Origin of the sequence: Facklamia sp. P13069, assembly GCF_050409405.1 — a bacterium.
Classification (GTDB): Bacteria; Bacillota; Bacilli; order Lactobacillales; family Aerococcaceae; genus Facklamia.
This window is the reverse complement of the sequence record NZ_JBNUPN010000018.1, coordinates 24,116-37,830: the sequence shown is the minus strand read 5'-3', so window position 1 is coordinate 37,830 and position 13,715 is coordinate 24,116. Positions and strand designations below refer to the sequence as shown.

Here is a 13,715-nt window from a genome sequence, read left to right as displayed (position 1 = left end):
TTCAATCTTCACACGTTCTTCATAAGATAGATGTTTGCCTTTGGGGGATGTGGTACCATATGTTTGAGCCATGTGGAATTTTGAGACAGAGTTTCCACAGAGTTCTTCAACAATTTTGAAGCTTTACGTGTAGAAACACCAGAGACATACCTCTCCAACATGGAAGCGAGCAGAGCCTGTTCATTTCGCTGATAACGCTCAAATACCGTTGGTGAAAATTCACCATTGCGAGTTCTGGACACTTTTAAATCAAGTGTTCCTACACAAGTGGTAAACTCTCGCTCATAATAGCCGTTTTTTGATTTTGACGACTTTTTAAACGTTCATACTCATCGGCTTGAATATATTCTGTTCGTTGGTTTTCCATTAACTGATTAAATACTGTCGTCAAACTATTTTTAGATACCTCCTCTTTTACCGAATAATCAATAATAATTTGAACCACTTCGCTGTTCAGTGTAAAATGTACTTGGGTCATGTAAAGTCCTTTTGGATATGTTTTGGAGTAAAAACATTGTACCGTAAAAGGAGCTTTATATGGCTCTTTATCTTTTACACAATTATATGGACTTTATCCGAATAACTCTAATATTGATATAGGTTCTTTAGAACTCTTTGAGAATGTAGCCTATGTCATGGCAAGACATGGGGATAAGACGGTAGAAGACAGTCCAGAGGAATGGTTAGATAATTTTTCTACTTTTTCTATTTATCAAATCCTATCCCAGCTAATAAAATTGTGGGGATTATATATTAAGATGGAAAAATATCTAAAAAGTAAGACCAATGACCACCCCCTTATTTTTATTAAGAGCAGTGGAACGTGGTCTTTCTGTTTTTGATTTAGATTTACTCACCATTGGACTTATAACTGATATGGACACAGAAAAAACTAACGATGAGTGGAAAGATAAGCAAGTAGTTACACAGGAGGACTTCGATAAACTTTAAATGTATATACATAGTGTTGACGTATTTGATATAATTAAGCAAAAGGAGGAGTCAATTATGGCTAAGTCAGCAAACCTAAATATAAGGATGAAACCGGAAATTAAAGAAAGGGCGGAGGAGATACTGAAAACCTTGGGCATACCTCCATCAAATGCAGTGGATATGTTTTATAGGCAGATTATTCTTAATAAAGGCTTACCTTTTGATGTAAAATTACCGGATGTAAAACTTGTTGATATTTTTGACATCTCAAGGGATGAATTAAACAAGATGCTAATGGAAGGGATAAATGATTTAAAAGATGGGAAATATGAAAATGTGGATGAGGCTTTTAAATCAATTTACGATCAATTATGAGCAAATATACTATTGTAGTATCATCTAGAGCCAAAAAAGACATCATTGAAATATATGAGTATATTTCTGCAAACTTGAATTCTGATTTATCCGCATTAAGGTTAATAAAGAAAATAGAAGAGTCTATAAGAGGGCTTGATGAAATGCCTGAAAGATTTAGAAGGTATAGAGATGAAGACTTAGATAAAGAGAATATAAGAATTTGTCCCGTAAAAAACTATCTTATTTTCTACCGAGTAAATAATGGAGAAAAGCTAGTAGAAATAATCCGTGTTCTGTATTCAAGAAGAAATTACGAAGATATTTTATAAAGCACCTATCAAAAAGGGAGGTGCTTTTTTGATGCCTAAAATTAAGGAGATGATATATTGGCAAATAGAATAAAGAAAATAACGGTATAAATCGGTGGAGATACGACCAAATTACAGGCTGCATTAAAATAAGTAAATATCTTTAACGATATGAATCAATCACCGTTGGTAAGTGTTTAAATTAATAATAAATACTTGAATCAGCTTTTGAAAGGAGAGTAACTTTGTCACAACAATTGACTTTAATAGAGTGGGTTGGTAATCTTAGTTTGAAAAAAATAATGAGGGGCTTAATCAATGAATAAAAAATTTTTAATAGCATCAATGGCCGTTTTGTCTGCATCCGTTTTTACTAGCACTGGACTTGCTAAAGGAATGGCACAAGACGAAAAGCGTACAGTAACGATTTATTCCAATACTTATTATGACGATGCGCGTACGGCTCGGCTTGTCGAATTAGCTGAAGCTGAAGGCTTTTACTTGGAAATGGTAACCGCTCCGGGGGGAGATACTTACAATCGGCTACTGGCTGAGGCAAACGATCCACAAGCGGATGTGATTATTGGGATGGATGAAGCCAACTGGTTAAATGTACAAGAGCAAGTTGATTTACATGCTTTTGAACCAGTTTGGGCCGAAAACGTACCCGAAGAAATTATCATCGGCAAGGGTGAATTTTATCCTTTTGCTGAAGCGTATATTTTTGGGATGTACAATCCTGAATTTATAAACCAAGAAGATGCTGTAAAAACATTGGAAGCGTTAGGCCAAGAAGAGGCGTTGAAGAATAAGTACCGTATTCCGTCGGATTTAGCAGGTTCAACCAACCAAAAAATTATTCTTTCCATGCTAATGCAATACCGCGATGATGAAGGAGAACTTGGAATTTCTGAAGAAGGGTGGCAAAAAGTTGCGGCTTATATCAATAATGGCTACCAAGCACGTGAAGGGGAAGACCAATGGGTGCTTTTCCAAGAAGGCACAACCCCTTATAACTACTATCATATTTCAGGGACTGCGCTTGCCTTAGAAGAGTACGATGGCTTAGCATTAGAGCCAATCGTTCCAACATACGGTATTTTTTCCATGACTGAACAAATCGGGATTTTAGATAAGGGAGAAGAGTATGATTATTCAGCGGCTGAAGATTTCGTAAACTGGTACGGCTCTGATGAAGTGCAAAAAGTTTTTGCTGAAGAATTTGGCTTCTTACCGGTGACGGAAGGTGGCCAAGAAGTGCTTTCCGAACCCCTAAAAGCATTATTAGATAAAATGGTCCGTATGGATGTTGACTGGGATTTCTACCGTCAGAATGTAGATAGTTGGGTAGAAAAATTAGAACTGGAATATATGCCATAAGATCATTCACGCCAAGTCCTCATCCTCATTTCGAGGCTGAGGCTTTTTGTTTTCTTATTCAATAAAGGAGTGGGCTTATGCTTAAATTAGAATCAATCGAAATTCGTTATGGAGACTTTGTCGCGGTCAAGGGTGTTAATTTATCAATAAATAAAGGAGAATTTTTTACTTTATTGGGTCCTTCCGGTTGTGGAAAAACAACCACCCTTCGCGCCATTGCAGGCTTAACATTACCGAGTCATGGTAAAATTTTATTAAATGAACAAGACATAAGCTATCAACCAGCTGAAAAAAGAAATATCGGCATGGTGTTTCAATCCTACGCTTTATTTCCGACGATGACTGTCTTTGATAACATTGCTTATGGTTTAAAAGTAGCGAAGGTAAATCGTGAAGAAATTAAACAAAGAGTAGCCGAACAAGCGCAATTAGTCGACCTCGACACCACCCTTTTAACTAAAAATGTTTCCCAGTTATCAGGTGGACAGCAACAGCGTGTGGCGATAGCAAGAACGTTAGTTACTGAACCGGATTTAATTTTATTTGATGAACCCTTATCCAATTTGGATGCAAAATTACGCGAACAGTTGAGAGGGGAGCTGAAAGCTATCCAAGCGCGTACAAATCTTACAGCTGTTTATGTTACGCACGATCAACGCGAAGCTTTAGAATTATCAGACCGAATAGCTGTTTTTAATAAGGGGGAAATTCAGCAAGTGGGAACGCCAAGTGAAATTTATAATCGGTCAGAAACAGAATTTGTCTGTAATTTTGTCGGAGATGTCAATTTTCTTTCAGAAAATTTAGTAGAATGGCTGAACCGTCAAAGCGATTTCAAATTCGATCGATCGAAGCGTCATTATATTCGTCCAGAGAACTTGCATGTGCACAGATATCCTTCTGACAATTTAAGTTTTACGACGACCCTTACGAATAAAATCTTTCAAGGAGATGTTATTCTATACGAAGTTGAAGCGGGACCGTCAACACTTCGTTTTATGACGCTCAACCAAACATTGAACACCTTTCAGCCTGGCAATTCTGTGACCCTATCTTTAGATACAGCAAGCATTTTATCCTATGAAAAAGGTGAGAGCTAATGCCAAAAATATCTAATAAAAAGGTGACTCATTTATTCTTCTATACTTTTATCATTTGGCTAGTTATTACCTTTATTATCTATCCAATTAGTGTTGTTTTCACCAATAGTTTACTAGTGGGTGGCAACCTTGATTTTTCTTCAATTGAGAAAGTGTTAACGTCCAAACGCGCCATGCAATCGATAAAAAATTCCTTTGTTTTAGCTGTTTCTTTGGCTGTATCAGTGAATTTCTTAGGCGTGTTTTTAGTTCTAGTCACGGATTATTTTGAGATAAGTGGGGCAAGATTCTTGAAGATGGGCTACATGACCACCCTGTTAATGGGTGGAATTGTCATGAACTTTGGCTATCTACTTGTTTATGGAAAGAATGGGTTTTTGACCAAGTTTTTAATGGAGGTCTTGCCCAATTTAGATCCTTATTGGTTTGAAGGATTTGGAGCTGTTTTCTTTGTAATGACTTTCGGCACCACTCATATTTATATGCTTTTCTTATCGTCCGCTATCCGATCGGTTGATTTTAACTTGATTGAAGCAGCCAAGTTGATGGGATCAAGCCCTAGTTATATTTTGAAAACGGTTGTTTTACCAACACTTAAGCCGGTAATTATAACGCTGACTATTATGACCTTCCAAACAGGCTTGGCAGCTTTTTCGGCACCAGTTATGGTAGGAGGGAAGACGTTTCAGACGATTAGTCCATTAATTTTAACCTTTGCTAATCGGCCTGCTTCTAGGGACTTAGCGTCCATTCTATCGATCTTTCTAGGCTTCACCCAAATTTTTTTACTATATAGTATGACTCGTAACGAACACCGCCTGCGTTACTTATCTCTGTCAAAGACGCAAGCTCGCTTGCAAAAGCAAAAAATTCAGTCGCCTATCTGGAATGCAGTAATTCATGTGCTAGCTTATCTTATATTGATAATTTATTCCTTACCGCTCGTAGCTTTAATCATCGCTTCTTTTTCAAAATCTCAAGCCCTACGATCTGCTAATCTTTCACTTGGTCAGTTAACTTTAGATAATTATGTCAAGGTTTTTTCACTGAGTGACAACCTTCAACCCATTGTGACCTCCATTTTTTATTCATTAATTGCTGCACTGGCAGCCGTTTTTCTAATGGCTATTGTTGCTCGCAAGCTTCACCGTGGGCAGCTAAAATTTTTCACGCCTCTTTTAGAATACGTCTTTTATATTCCTTGGTTGATTCCAGGGATACTGTTGGTAGTGGGGTATCTGATGGCTTATGATCGGCCTTCCTTTTTATTAGGAGGACATTCAGTAATCGGATCTTGGTGGATTTTACCCATAACTTATATGATAGTTTCCCTTCCTAATTCCTTGAGGTATTTGAAGGCAGCTTATTATGGATTGGATAATCAATTAGAAGATGCTTCGGTCCTATTAGGAGCTTCATCAGGGTACACCTTTAGAAAGATTGTGTTACCAGTTATCCTACCGACTATCCTAGCACTTATAGCCATTCATTTTAATCGGCTAGTCGATGATTTTGATCTCTCAGTTTTTTTATATCAACCCTCCCAGCCTACTTTAGGTATTGTGATCCGTCGGAATGCGAACGCAGATACTAACAGTGACGCTCAAGCAATTAATGCGGTATATTCCGTCTTTTTAATGGGGATAAAGGGTCTCGCGCTGTATTTCATATATGGTCGGGGAAATCGCTTAGCTGAGGAAAGAAGAGGGAAATGAACCCTAAGGAATCGTCTGTTATTAAAATAAAAAAAATAAGTAAAATTAAAACGCCACCTTCAAAAGAAAGCCCCTTTACAAATAAAAATAACCATTCTTTCTTTGTGAAGAGAGTGGAGAAATAAACGCAGTACAAGTTATTCCATAGTGGCATAAACTGCATCACTTGAACCGTTAAAAGTAAAACGGTTATAATTTCTCTAACCGATAAGTTTGTGATAGTCGGTGCATTAAATTTTAAAGGAGATGATTGTATGAATTGTCCTCAATGTGGTAACGAAATGTTAAAAGGGAGTTTATTAGGAGATCGCTATGCGATTAAGTGGCAGCCCGACGATAAAAAATTAGTCGGTGGTATATTTGCTAGCGGAGGATTCGCTTTAAAGAGTAATGGTTCTTTCTTAAGTCGCCCTAAAGCAGAGGCTTTTGTTTGTGAAAACTGTGAATTATTAACCGTCGATCTAAAAACGCAACGTAAAAAATAATAAGCTCTTAAAATAGCTGGAAAGGCTTGAATTTTCAAGTCTTTTTTTATTAATCAGGGGAAAAATGTTTTAAGACCTCTTGTTAAATTCGCTTGCTTTCTTATTAGTTATTTTATTCGTGTACTTTCGTGAATCGATTTTTATTCATCGCTAACAGGGTTCGCGAGTGAGCAATTGTTCAATGGAACGTTTCAAGAGGTGTTTTTTTTACTAATTCATTTGGTAGAAAGTTCTTGTTGCTGGCTAATCAGTGTCGGATAATAGCTGTTTTAATTAAAAGGATGAAGGGAAACCGAAGTGATTAATTTTTAAGTATGGTTGAAGATAAGCATAATAATTAACTATTGAGGAGGAACATGCTATGCTAAAGATATAAAGCAATGGTGAGAAAAACCTTGCTTTAAAAGCAAAAAATAGGAGGAAATCGTATGGAGAAAAAGGTGTTTGATCTATTAAATAAAGTGGTTGCTACACAAGGTGTTTTCTATACTCGGCTGCATCAATTTCATTGGTATGTAAGCGGAACACGTTTTTTCACACTGCATGAAAAGTTTGAAGAATTGTATGATCAGGTGACAGCTGATATGGATGAGGTTGCTGAACGTTTATTAGCTATTGGTGGTCAGCCATATGCCACTTTAACAGAATTTATTGAACATTCTGTTATTAAAGAAAGTACTAGTGATCAAGCATTATCACAAGATCAAATGGTAGAAGCGATTGTCAACGATTATAGAACATTAATTGCTTTGTATGATGAAGGTATTCACTTAACCGATGAAGCAGAAGACTTTCCATCAAATGATATGCTCATTGCTTTAAAATCCGAGGCTGAAAAAACAATTTGGATGTTAAATGCTTACTTAGATAAAAGTGCTAATGAAAAATAGTCATAACATCTCCCTCCGATATAAGAGGGAGTTTTTTTGTTCAGTGAATTCTTTTTAAGAAGATTGTTTAAGTTTATTGGCGTATTTTTCTATTTAAAGCTTAATAAAAGATTTAAAAAAGAAGTATTATCCATTTGGACAATACTTCTTTTCAAATGTTAATGAAAGTGTTTTACTTATTTTTTAACGATGAATCGCTCTTCTACTGGTTGGAACTCTTTAGGGCCAGCTGGTGAACCGATTTCGCCAAATGGCATTTGAGCGACTAATTCCCAGTCTCTAGAAATGCCATAAGTTTCATAAACTTTTTCATCAATCACACCATTATAGTGTTGTAAGGAAGCACCTAAATGTTTCTCAGCAAAAGCAGTCCATACATTAAATTGATGCATAGCATTAGTATGTTGAGCCCAAGTAGGGAATCCATCAGCAAAGATAGGGAATTGTTCTTGCAAACCTTTAACGACTGTCTTATCTTCGAAGAAGAGAACGGTTCCGTATGCATTTTTGAACATATCCATTTTTTGTTGTGTTCCTGTGAAATCAGCATCTCCCATCATCTCTTTTAAAGATTCTGTAGTTAAATCCCAAAGTTGTTTGTGGTTATCGTTTAATAGTAAAACGATACGTGTACTTTGTGAGTTGAAAGCTGAAGGTGTAAATTTAATTACATCTGCAATGATACTTTCAATCTCTGAGTCACTGATTGGTGATGCAGCCTTCAAATCGTAAATTGAGCGTCTTTTCTCAATCATGTCTAAAAAGTTTTCTTTTGGTTCTTTACTAAATAATCCCATTTATTTCACTCCTAAATCTAATTTGTAATTGCTCTAATCAGATACACTCAAAGCTTAGTTTTCGTATATCTCTATTTTTAAGTATACACTATTCTTAACAAATAGCAAGTATAAGTTTCAAATTTTTTCTAAAGTTACTAAAAGTTTTGATCGATTGGAGTTATTTGTTGCTATCTAATTAAGAGATGGCAGACATCTGTCTCTTAGTTGCTTTTTAATCCTTTGCAACAAACATCTAGTTGTGACTCTTGTAAAACTGAATTAGTATGAAAGAATATAATCCTTTATAATGAAAGGGTATACATACTCAATAAGTATGCATTTAGACCACTTATAACTTGATGAGATACAAAAAAGGAGATCATAAATCTATGTACCAAGTAATCAACCAATTGCAAGAGAGGAATTTTGCTAAGAAAATAAGTCAAAGTGAAAAAGTTGTACTGGATTATTTAGAGAATCATTTTGCATCAATTCCCAATCAAACCGTGTTAAAAATTGCCCAAGAGACTTATACCTCACAAGCGACAATAAACCGAACGTGTAAGTTGTTAGGCTTTAAAGGGTTCAGTGAACTTAAATATGCGGTACAAGCAGACATCAATTTACAAAAACGTAAAGCACATTCAGGATTGACCACTACTGAAAGTGCTGTGGATCTGATTGACTTTGCAAGTTTGGCTGATTTAGCAGGGGCTATCTATACCCATCGCCACCACTTAATGCTCTTTGGTCTAGGGGCTTCCGGGGTCACCGCACGCTACATGGCAAGGCAGTTGATTTATTTAGGCATTCCGGTGGTGATTATTTCTGAAATCAAAATGTTGGAGCATTTTCACAATTATAGCCTATTAGTACTTTCATCTTCAGGTGAAACACAGCGCTGCTTGCAAGTTATTGAGAAAGCCAAAGCAAAAAAAATGACGGTCTTTGCGATAACCAAAAAGGATTCTTCAGTCATGAAGGCCAGTAAATTAAGCTTTTATCATGACGTTCAAGTGAATTTATTGGACGGTTTGTCAAGGGAACAGCAAGTGCATATGATTTTAATGGTCAATGAAACAATTAACTACCTCAAATCAAACTATTTGAAGTTAGTTAAATAAGCTCTTTAACAAAGTGGCCATTTGTGGATAATTATCCGTCCACTTGGAGCCATCCGTCTTATGTAAGCGCTATAATACAAAAGAAGTAAATTAAGAATATAAGAGAGGAGGAAGAATGAATCATTAGGTAGAAAAGAGACAGGGTTTTTACTGCAAGACACGACCGGTAACACTAGAAACTATAAAAGAGAGGATGTTGTCAATTGAAAAATTTTAGAAAGAATTTTCAAAGTTTTGGCAAATCTCTGTTATTCCCAATTAGTTTGCTTTCATTCATGGCAATCTTTCTGGGGCTATCAGCTGCTTTACAAAACGAAAATATAATCCGTTACGTGCCTTTTTTAGGGAACGAGATTTTACAAAACATTTTTGGCATGATTCGTAAGTTATCCGCGTTACCATTTGGGTACTTACCTATTTTATTTGCTATGTCGATTCCATTAGGAATGGTTAGAAGAGATAAGGAAGTAGCCGTTTATTCAGGGGCAGTAGGATATATTGCTATGCTGATTGGGATGACGTATGTATTACAACTTCAAGGCTTAACTCCGGACACAACGTCAATTAATTATTTAATGGAAATAGAGGGCTTGTCTCAAGTCGATGCCACTTTACAGAATTCCTTATTTACTCGTACGCTAGGCCTCTTTGTATATAATACCAATGTTATCGGTGGTATTATTGCCGGTTTGATGGGTGTCTTCTTACATAATAAATACCGTAACACTGAATTACATCAATCCCTTACTTTCTATAGTGGGAAACGTTTTGTACCAATTGTCGTAGCCATCGTGATGGCGATAGTCGGTGCCTTGTTAACCATCGTATGGCCTTTGGTAAATCAACTTATTATTGCTTTAGGTGGACTTATCAGCGAAACGGGCTCTTTGGGAATCTTTTTATATGGAATGATCGAAAAACTGATGATTCCAACGGGGTTGCACCATGTACTCAACCAGACTTTCCGTTTCACCGCCTTGGGTGGGATGGAAAATATCAATGGTGAATCACTGGTCGGAGCCCTTCAAATTTATCTCTATCAATTAGACAACGGTCTTCCTTTTTCAACGGATGCAACAGCCTTCCTCGCTCAAGGTAAGATCTTGCAGATGGTATTCGGTATGCCGGCAGCTGTTTTAGCGATGTATCATATGGCTCTACCAGAAAAAAGAGACCGTTTATTGAAATTCTTTATTCCAGGTGTCACTGCGGTGATTTTAACTGGTATTACCGAACCGATTGAATTCTCATTTATCTTTATTTCACCAATCTTGTGGGTAGTGAATTCAATATTTGCAGGAATTGCCTTCTTAATTCCAGCCTTATTAGATGTGGCTATCGGAAATGTTCAAGGGGGAATCATCGATTGGTTCGTCTTTGGGGTACTGCAAGGTGCTGAAACGAAATGGTATATTTATCTCATTGCCGGACCCATCTTCTTCGCCGTTTATTATTTCACTTTCAAATTTATTATCACCCGACTTAATATCATGACCTTAGGTCGTCAAGCCAGTGATTTTGTTGAAGAAGAAGTTGACGGTAATGCGGAGGTAGATATTACGGAAGCGAATCGTTTAACCGCGCAAAATATTGTCAATGGCTTAGGAGGCGTTGATAATATTACTGATGTTGATAATTGCATCAGTCGTTTACGTGTGGAAGTCAAAGACAGTTCGTTAATTGATGAAAGTTTACTTAACCGGACCCAACCCAATGGTATTATCAAACCAGATGACCATACCATCCATGTGGTTTACGGCGGAAGAATTACACAAATGCGTAACATCGTTGACGATTACATTTATAATCGTAAAGATCAAAAAATACAAAAGGAGACCGCAGAAAATGAAAAAAAATAATATAGTGGTTGTCGGTGGCGGATCTACTTGGACACCGGGTATTTTAAAAGCAATGACTAAACATCTGGATAAGTTTCCGATTAACAAATTGGTGCTTTATGATATTGATGAGAAACGGCAAGCAGTGATTGGGGAATTTGGCAAAATACTCTTTAGAGAAGAAGCACCAGAGGTAGACTTTAGCTATACGACAGATAAAAAAGAAGCGTATTCAAATGTGGATTTTGTCTTCTGTCAAATGCGGACAGGTGGCTACGATATGCGTGATCGCGATGAAAAAATTCCACTTCAACTCGGTGTCATTGGCCAAGAAACGTGTGGGCCGGGTGGATTTGCCTATGGTATGCGATCAATTAGAGATATGGAAGAAATGGTAAATGATGTGCGCCATTACAGTCCGGATGCATGGATCCTTAACTATACAAACCCAGCGGCAATTGTAGCTCTAGCACTAGATAAAATCTTCCCAGAAGAGGATAAAATTCTAAATATTTGTGATCAACCCGTCAACCTCTTACGTTCTTTCGGTAAGCTCTTAGACTACGATGCAGATAAATTTGAACCGGTTTATTTTGGTCTTAATCACTTTGGTTGGTTTACCCATCTTTACGATGAATTTGGTAAGGATCGCGCACCAGAACTAAAAGAAATGATTCTTAATGGGGGCTTTCGACCAGTGGATGCCGAACAGCGTGACCAATCATGGTTGGATACCTATGCAATGGTGGAAGATATGTTGCGAGACTTCCCAGATTATCTACCCAACACCTATTTACAATATTACCTCTATCCAGATGCTAAATTAGCTAAACTAGATCCAAATTGGACTCGTAGTGATGAGGTGCGAAATGGGCGCGAGAAAAAAGTCTTTACTGAATGTCGTCGTATTATTAAGAATGGCACAGCAAAAGATTCAGATATCGTGCATAATGATGCGCACGGAGACATGATTGTTGAAGTCGCTGCTTCGATTGCCAACAATTTAAGGAAGACTTTTGTAGTTATAGTCCGTAACGAAGGAATTGTTGCGAACTTACCGGATGATTGCATGATTGAGGTAGCTGCTTCACTAGGAGTCAATGGTCCACGACCTTACGCAGTAGGAAAAATAGGAACATTCTATAAAGGCATGATCGAAGGGCAACACGCCTTTGAACAATTAACGGTCGAAGCCTACCTTGAAGAATCTTATGATAAGGCCTTACAAGCACTTACTTTAAATCGTACGGTTGTCGATGCCAAAAAGGCGCGTCAAGTCTTGGATGCTTTGATTGAAGCCAACAAAGAATATTGGCCGACTTTAAAATAAAGAGGGATACGACGTAAGAGTTATGCTTACGTCGTTTTTCTAAATAAGGAGAAGGTGTTTAATGAAGATATTAGCAGCAATCGATTCCTTTAAAGGATCAATGACTAGTGAACAAGCCAATTTATGCGTTAAAGATGCTTTACCTAATCATTCAGTCACCTGCTTTCCAATCGCAGACGGCGGTGAGGGAACAGTGGATGCCTTTGTATCGGTATTAAAAGGGGAATATATTACACAAACCATCAAGGGTGTTGATGGTAAGGCATTTAATGGAAAATGGGGATGGATTGAGCAGGAAAAATTAGCCATTATAGAAGTAGCACAAGGAGCAGGTATTATTCATGCCGACCCTAAAAACTTAGACCCTACGCGCCATACTAGCTATGGGGTAGGACAACAACTGATACAAGCACTTGATTTTGGTGCTGAAAGGATTATTCTTGGTTTAGGTGGTAGTGCGACCGTTGACGGAGGAATGGGCTTACTTCAAGCGCTAGGCTTAAAATTTTTTGATAGCCACCAGCAAGAGTTGCCCATTTTACCTGTAGAGTTGAATCGAGTAGCAAGTATGGATCCGTCAGGTCTAGATCGACGGATGAAGCAGGTTGATTTAATACTTGCCTCTGATGTAAATAATCCCTTAATAGGTCCTAAAGGAGCAAGCTATGTCTTTGGGCCACAAAAAGGCTTAGCTACTAAAGACCTTCCTACTTATGATGCTTCGATGAAAAATTACGCCGACCTATTGTTAGAGGCCACAAAAAAAGACTATCGACATTTAGAAGGGGCTGGAGCAGCAGGAGGGATAGGTTTTGCCTTATCGACCTTTTTTGGAGCCAAATTTAGAAATGGGCTTTTCTTATTAGCTGAAAAAGGGAACCTTGACGCATTGATTAAAGAAGCCGATCTGATTATAACTGGTGAAGGTAGATTCGATGATCAGTCCCTCAGTGGTAAAGTACCTATTGGTATCAGTCGCTTGGCTAAAAAGTATCAGGTACCCGTCTTGTTATTTGCTGGACAGATTGATAGTCAACAAGTTGCCCTTCCTGAAGAAAACTTATTCGCCTTAATACCTATTGTTGATCGCCCTATGGAATTGGACCGAGCAATGGAATTGAGTCAACAACTGTTAACTAAAGCTGTGGAGAGGACGATCAATCTGATTGAGTTCGCTCAAAAAAATAAGCTGGTTTGCTTATAAAATGAAAGGTTTTAATAGAAAAAGACTGTCAAGAAGGATGTTCCTTTAAGGTTATTTTAAAAAAGTTGAAAGCGTTCTTGCAATTTTATATACTTAATTAGCGTTAGAAATTTAGTATGATTGTGTATTGCATGCGAATAACTCAGTTAAAAATATTTTTCTGGGGGAATGGGATGCTTTCTACAAAATTGTTTGTTGTTTTCTTAATATTTCTTTTAGTTTTAATGATGGTTGCGATTTATCAATGGTATAAAGAAAAAGATCCTTACAAG

The 13,715-nt window shown here is 37.3% G+C and carries 13 protein-coding genes and 1 pseudogene; 12 read left to right on the top strand and 2 right to left on the bottom strand.

What is annotated here, in order from left to right:
* Nucleotides 1–78: 78 nt before the first annotated feature.
* Nucleotides 79–478: pseudogene (locus ACQV2T_RS06455) on the bottom strand (transposase); the annotation flags it as partial.
* A 308-nt stretch (nt 479–786) separates the two neighbouring features.
* Here ACQV2T_RS06455 and ACQV2T_RS06450 point away from each other — a divergent pair.
* The 8 genes from ACQV2T_RS06450 to ACQV2T_RS06415 all read left to right on the top strand — a co-directional run bounded on the left by ACQV2T_RS06450 (nt 787) and on the right by ACQV2T_RS06415 (nt 7,168).
* Entirely contained in the window at nt 787–951 is a 165-nt protein-coding gene (locus tag ACQV2T_RS06450) for a hypothetical protein (RefSeq protein ID WP_428893376.1), read from the top strand.
* 57 nt (nt 952–1,008) lie between these two features.
* The gene (locus tag ACQV2T_RS06445; protein ID WP_428893375.1) at nt 1,009–1,308 is read left to right on the top strand and encodes a type II toxin-antitoxin system RelB/DinJ family antitoxin; all 300 of its coding nucleotides are present in this window, start codon (nt 1,009–1,011) and stop codon (nt 1,306–1,308) included.
* Nucleotides 1,305–1,619, top strand: coding sequence for a type II toxin-antitoxin system RelE/ParE family toxin (locus ACQV2T_RS06440; protein WP_428893374.1), 315 nt, complete (start codon nt 1,305–1,307; stop codon nt 1,617–1,619). The genes ACQV2T_RS06445 and ACQV2T_RS06440 overlap by 4 nt, the downstream gene beginning before the upstream one ends.
* Before the next feature lie 297 nt (nt 1,620–1,916).
* Nucleotides 1,917–2,978: an extracellular solute-binding protein gene (locus ACQV2T_RS06435; protein WP_428874378.1), complete on the top strand. Its 1,062-nt coding sequence runs from the start codon at nt 1,917–1,919 to the stop codon at nt 2,976–2,978.
* 77 nt (nt 2,979–3,055) lie between these two features.
* Complete coding sequence (locus ACQV2T_RS06430; protein ID WP_428876324.1) at nt 3,056–4,078, top strand: ABC transporter ATP-binding protein; 1,023 nt, start codon at nt 3,056–3,058, stop codon at nt 4,076–4,078.
* Complete coding sequence (locus ACQV2T_RS06425) at nt 4,078–5,793, top strand: ABC transporter permease (protein WP_428893373.1); 1,716 nt, start codon at nt 4,078–4,080, stop codon at nt 5,791–5,793. The genes ACQV2T_RS06430 and ACQV2T_RS06425 overlap by 1 nt, the downstream gene beginning before the upstream one ends.
* Before the next feature lie 254 nt (nt 5,794–6,047).
* Nucleotides 6,048–6,278 (top strand): PF20097 family protein, encoded by a 231-nt coding sequence (locus ACQV2T_RS06420; RefSeq protein WP_428874374.1) that lies wholly within the window; start codon nt 6,048–6,050, stop codon nt 6,276–6,278.
* 428 nt (nt 6,279–6,706) lie between these two features.
* Nucleotides 6,707–7,168 (top strand): Dps family protein, encoded by a 462-nt coding sequence (locus ACQV2T_RS06415; protein ID WP_428874373.1) that lies wholly within the window; start codon nt 6,707–6,709, stop codon nt 7,166–7,168.
* Between the two features lie 176 nt (nt 7,169–7,344).
* On the opposite strand, the gene ACQV2T_RS06410 is transcribed toward ACQV2T_RS06415, so the two are convergent.
* Nucleotides 7,345–7,965: a nitroreductase family protein gene (locus ACQV2T_RS06410; RefSeq protein WP_428874372.1), complete on the bottom strand. Its 621-nt coding sequence runs from the start codon at nt 7,963–7,965 to the stop codon at nt 7,345–7,347.
* Between the two features lie 371 nt (nt 7,966–8,336).
* On the opposite strand from ACQV2T_RS06410, the gene ACQV2T_RS06405 reads away from it, so the two are divergent.
* The 4 genes from ACQV2T_RS06405 (at nt 8,337) to ACQV2T_RS06390 (ending at nt 13,443) form a co-directional block, all read left to right on the top strand.
* Complete coding sequence (locus ACQV2T_RS06405) at nt 8,337–9,071, top strand: MurR/RpiR family transcriptional regulator (RefSeq protein WP_428874160.1); 735 nt, start codon at nt 8,337–8,339, stop codon at nt 9,069–9,071.
* A 203-nt stretch (nt 9,072–9,274) separates the two neighbouring features.
* On the top strand, nt 9,275–10,930 hold the full coding sequence (locus tag ACQV2T_RS06400) for a PTS transporter subunit EIIC (RefSeq protein ID WP_428874159.1): 1,656 nt from the start codon (nt 9,275–9,277) through the stop codon (nt 10,928–10,930).
* Nucleotides 10,917–12,239, top strand: a complete 1,323-nt coding sequence (locus ACQV2T_RS06395; protein ID WP_428893372.1) for a 6-phospho-alpha-glucosidase — start codon at nt 10,917–10,919, stop codon at nt 12,237–12,239. The genes ACQV2T_RS06400 and ACQV2T_RS06395 overlap by 14 nt, the downstream gene beginning before the upstream one ends.
* A 61-nt stretch (nt 12,240–12,300) precedes the next feature.
* Nucleotides 12,301–13,443, top strand: coding sequence for a glycerate kinase family protein (locus tag ACQV2T_RS06390; RefSeq protein WP_428881918.1), 1,143 nt, complete (start codon nt 12,301–12,303; stop codon nt 13,441–13,443).
* Nucleotides 13,444–13,715 lie beyond the last annotated feature (272 nt).

Bases quoted from the DNA above. Each gene is read 5' to 3' on its own strand.
- ACQV2T_RS06395 (WP_428893372.1), top strand. From the start codon at position 10,917: ATGAAAAAAAATAATATAGTGGTTGTCGGTGGCGGATCTACTTGGACA.
- ACQV2T_RS06430 (WP_428876324.1), top strand. From the start codon at position 3,056: ATGCTTAAATTAGAATCAATCGAAATTCGTTATGGAGACTTTGTCGCG.
- ACQV2T_RS06425 (WP_428893373.1), top strand. From the start codon at position 4,078: ATGCCAAAAATATCTAATAAAAAGGTGACTCATTTATTCTTCTATACT.
- ACQV2T_RS06440 (WP_428893374.1), top strand. From the start codon at position 1,305: ATGAGCAAATATACTATTGTAGTATCATCTAGAGCCAAAAAAGACATC.
- ACQV2T_RS06420 (WP_428874374.1), top strand. From the start codon at position 6,048: ATGAATTGTCCTCAATGTGGTAACGAAATGTTAAAAGGGAGTTTATTA.
- ACQV2T_RS06390 (WP_428881918.1), top strand. From the start codon at position 12,301: ATGAAGATATTAGCAGCAATCGATTCCTTTAAAGGATCAATGACTAGT.
- ACQV2T_RS06445 (WP_428893375.1), top strand. From the start codon at position 1,009: ATGGCTAAGTCAGCAAACCTAAATATAAGGATGAAACCGGAAATTAAA.
- ACQV2T_RS06410 (WP_428874372.1), bottom strand. From the start codon at position 7,965: ATGGGATTATTTAGTAAAGAACCAAAAGAAAACTTTTTAGACATGATT.
- ACQV2T_RS06450 (WP_428893376.1), top strand. From the start codon at position 787: ATGACCACCCCCTTATTTTTATTAAGAGCAGTGGAACGTGGTCTTTCT.
- ACQV2T_RS06405 (WP_428874160.1), top strand. From the start codon at position 8,337: ATGTACCAAGTAATCAACCAATTGCAAGAGAGGAATTTTGCTAAGAAA.
- ACQV2T_RS06415 (WP_428874373.1), top strand. From the start codon at position 6,707: ATGGAGAAAAAGGTGTTTGATCTATTAAATAAAGTGGTTGCTACACAA.
- ACQV2T_RS06435 (WP_428874378.1), top strand. From the start codon at position 1,917: ATGAATAAAAAATTTTTAATAGCATCAATGGCCGTTTTGTCTGCATCC.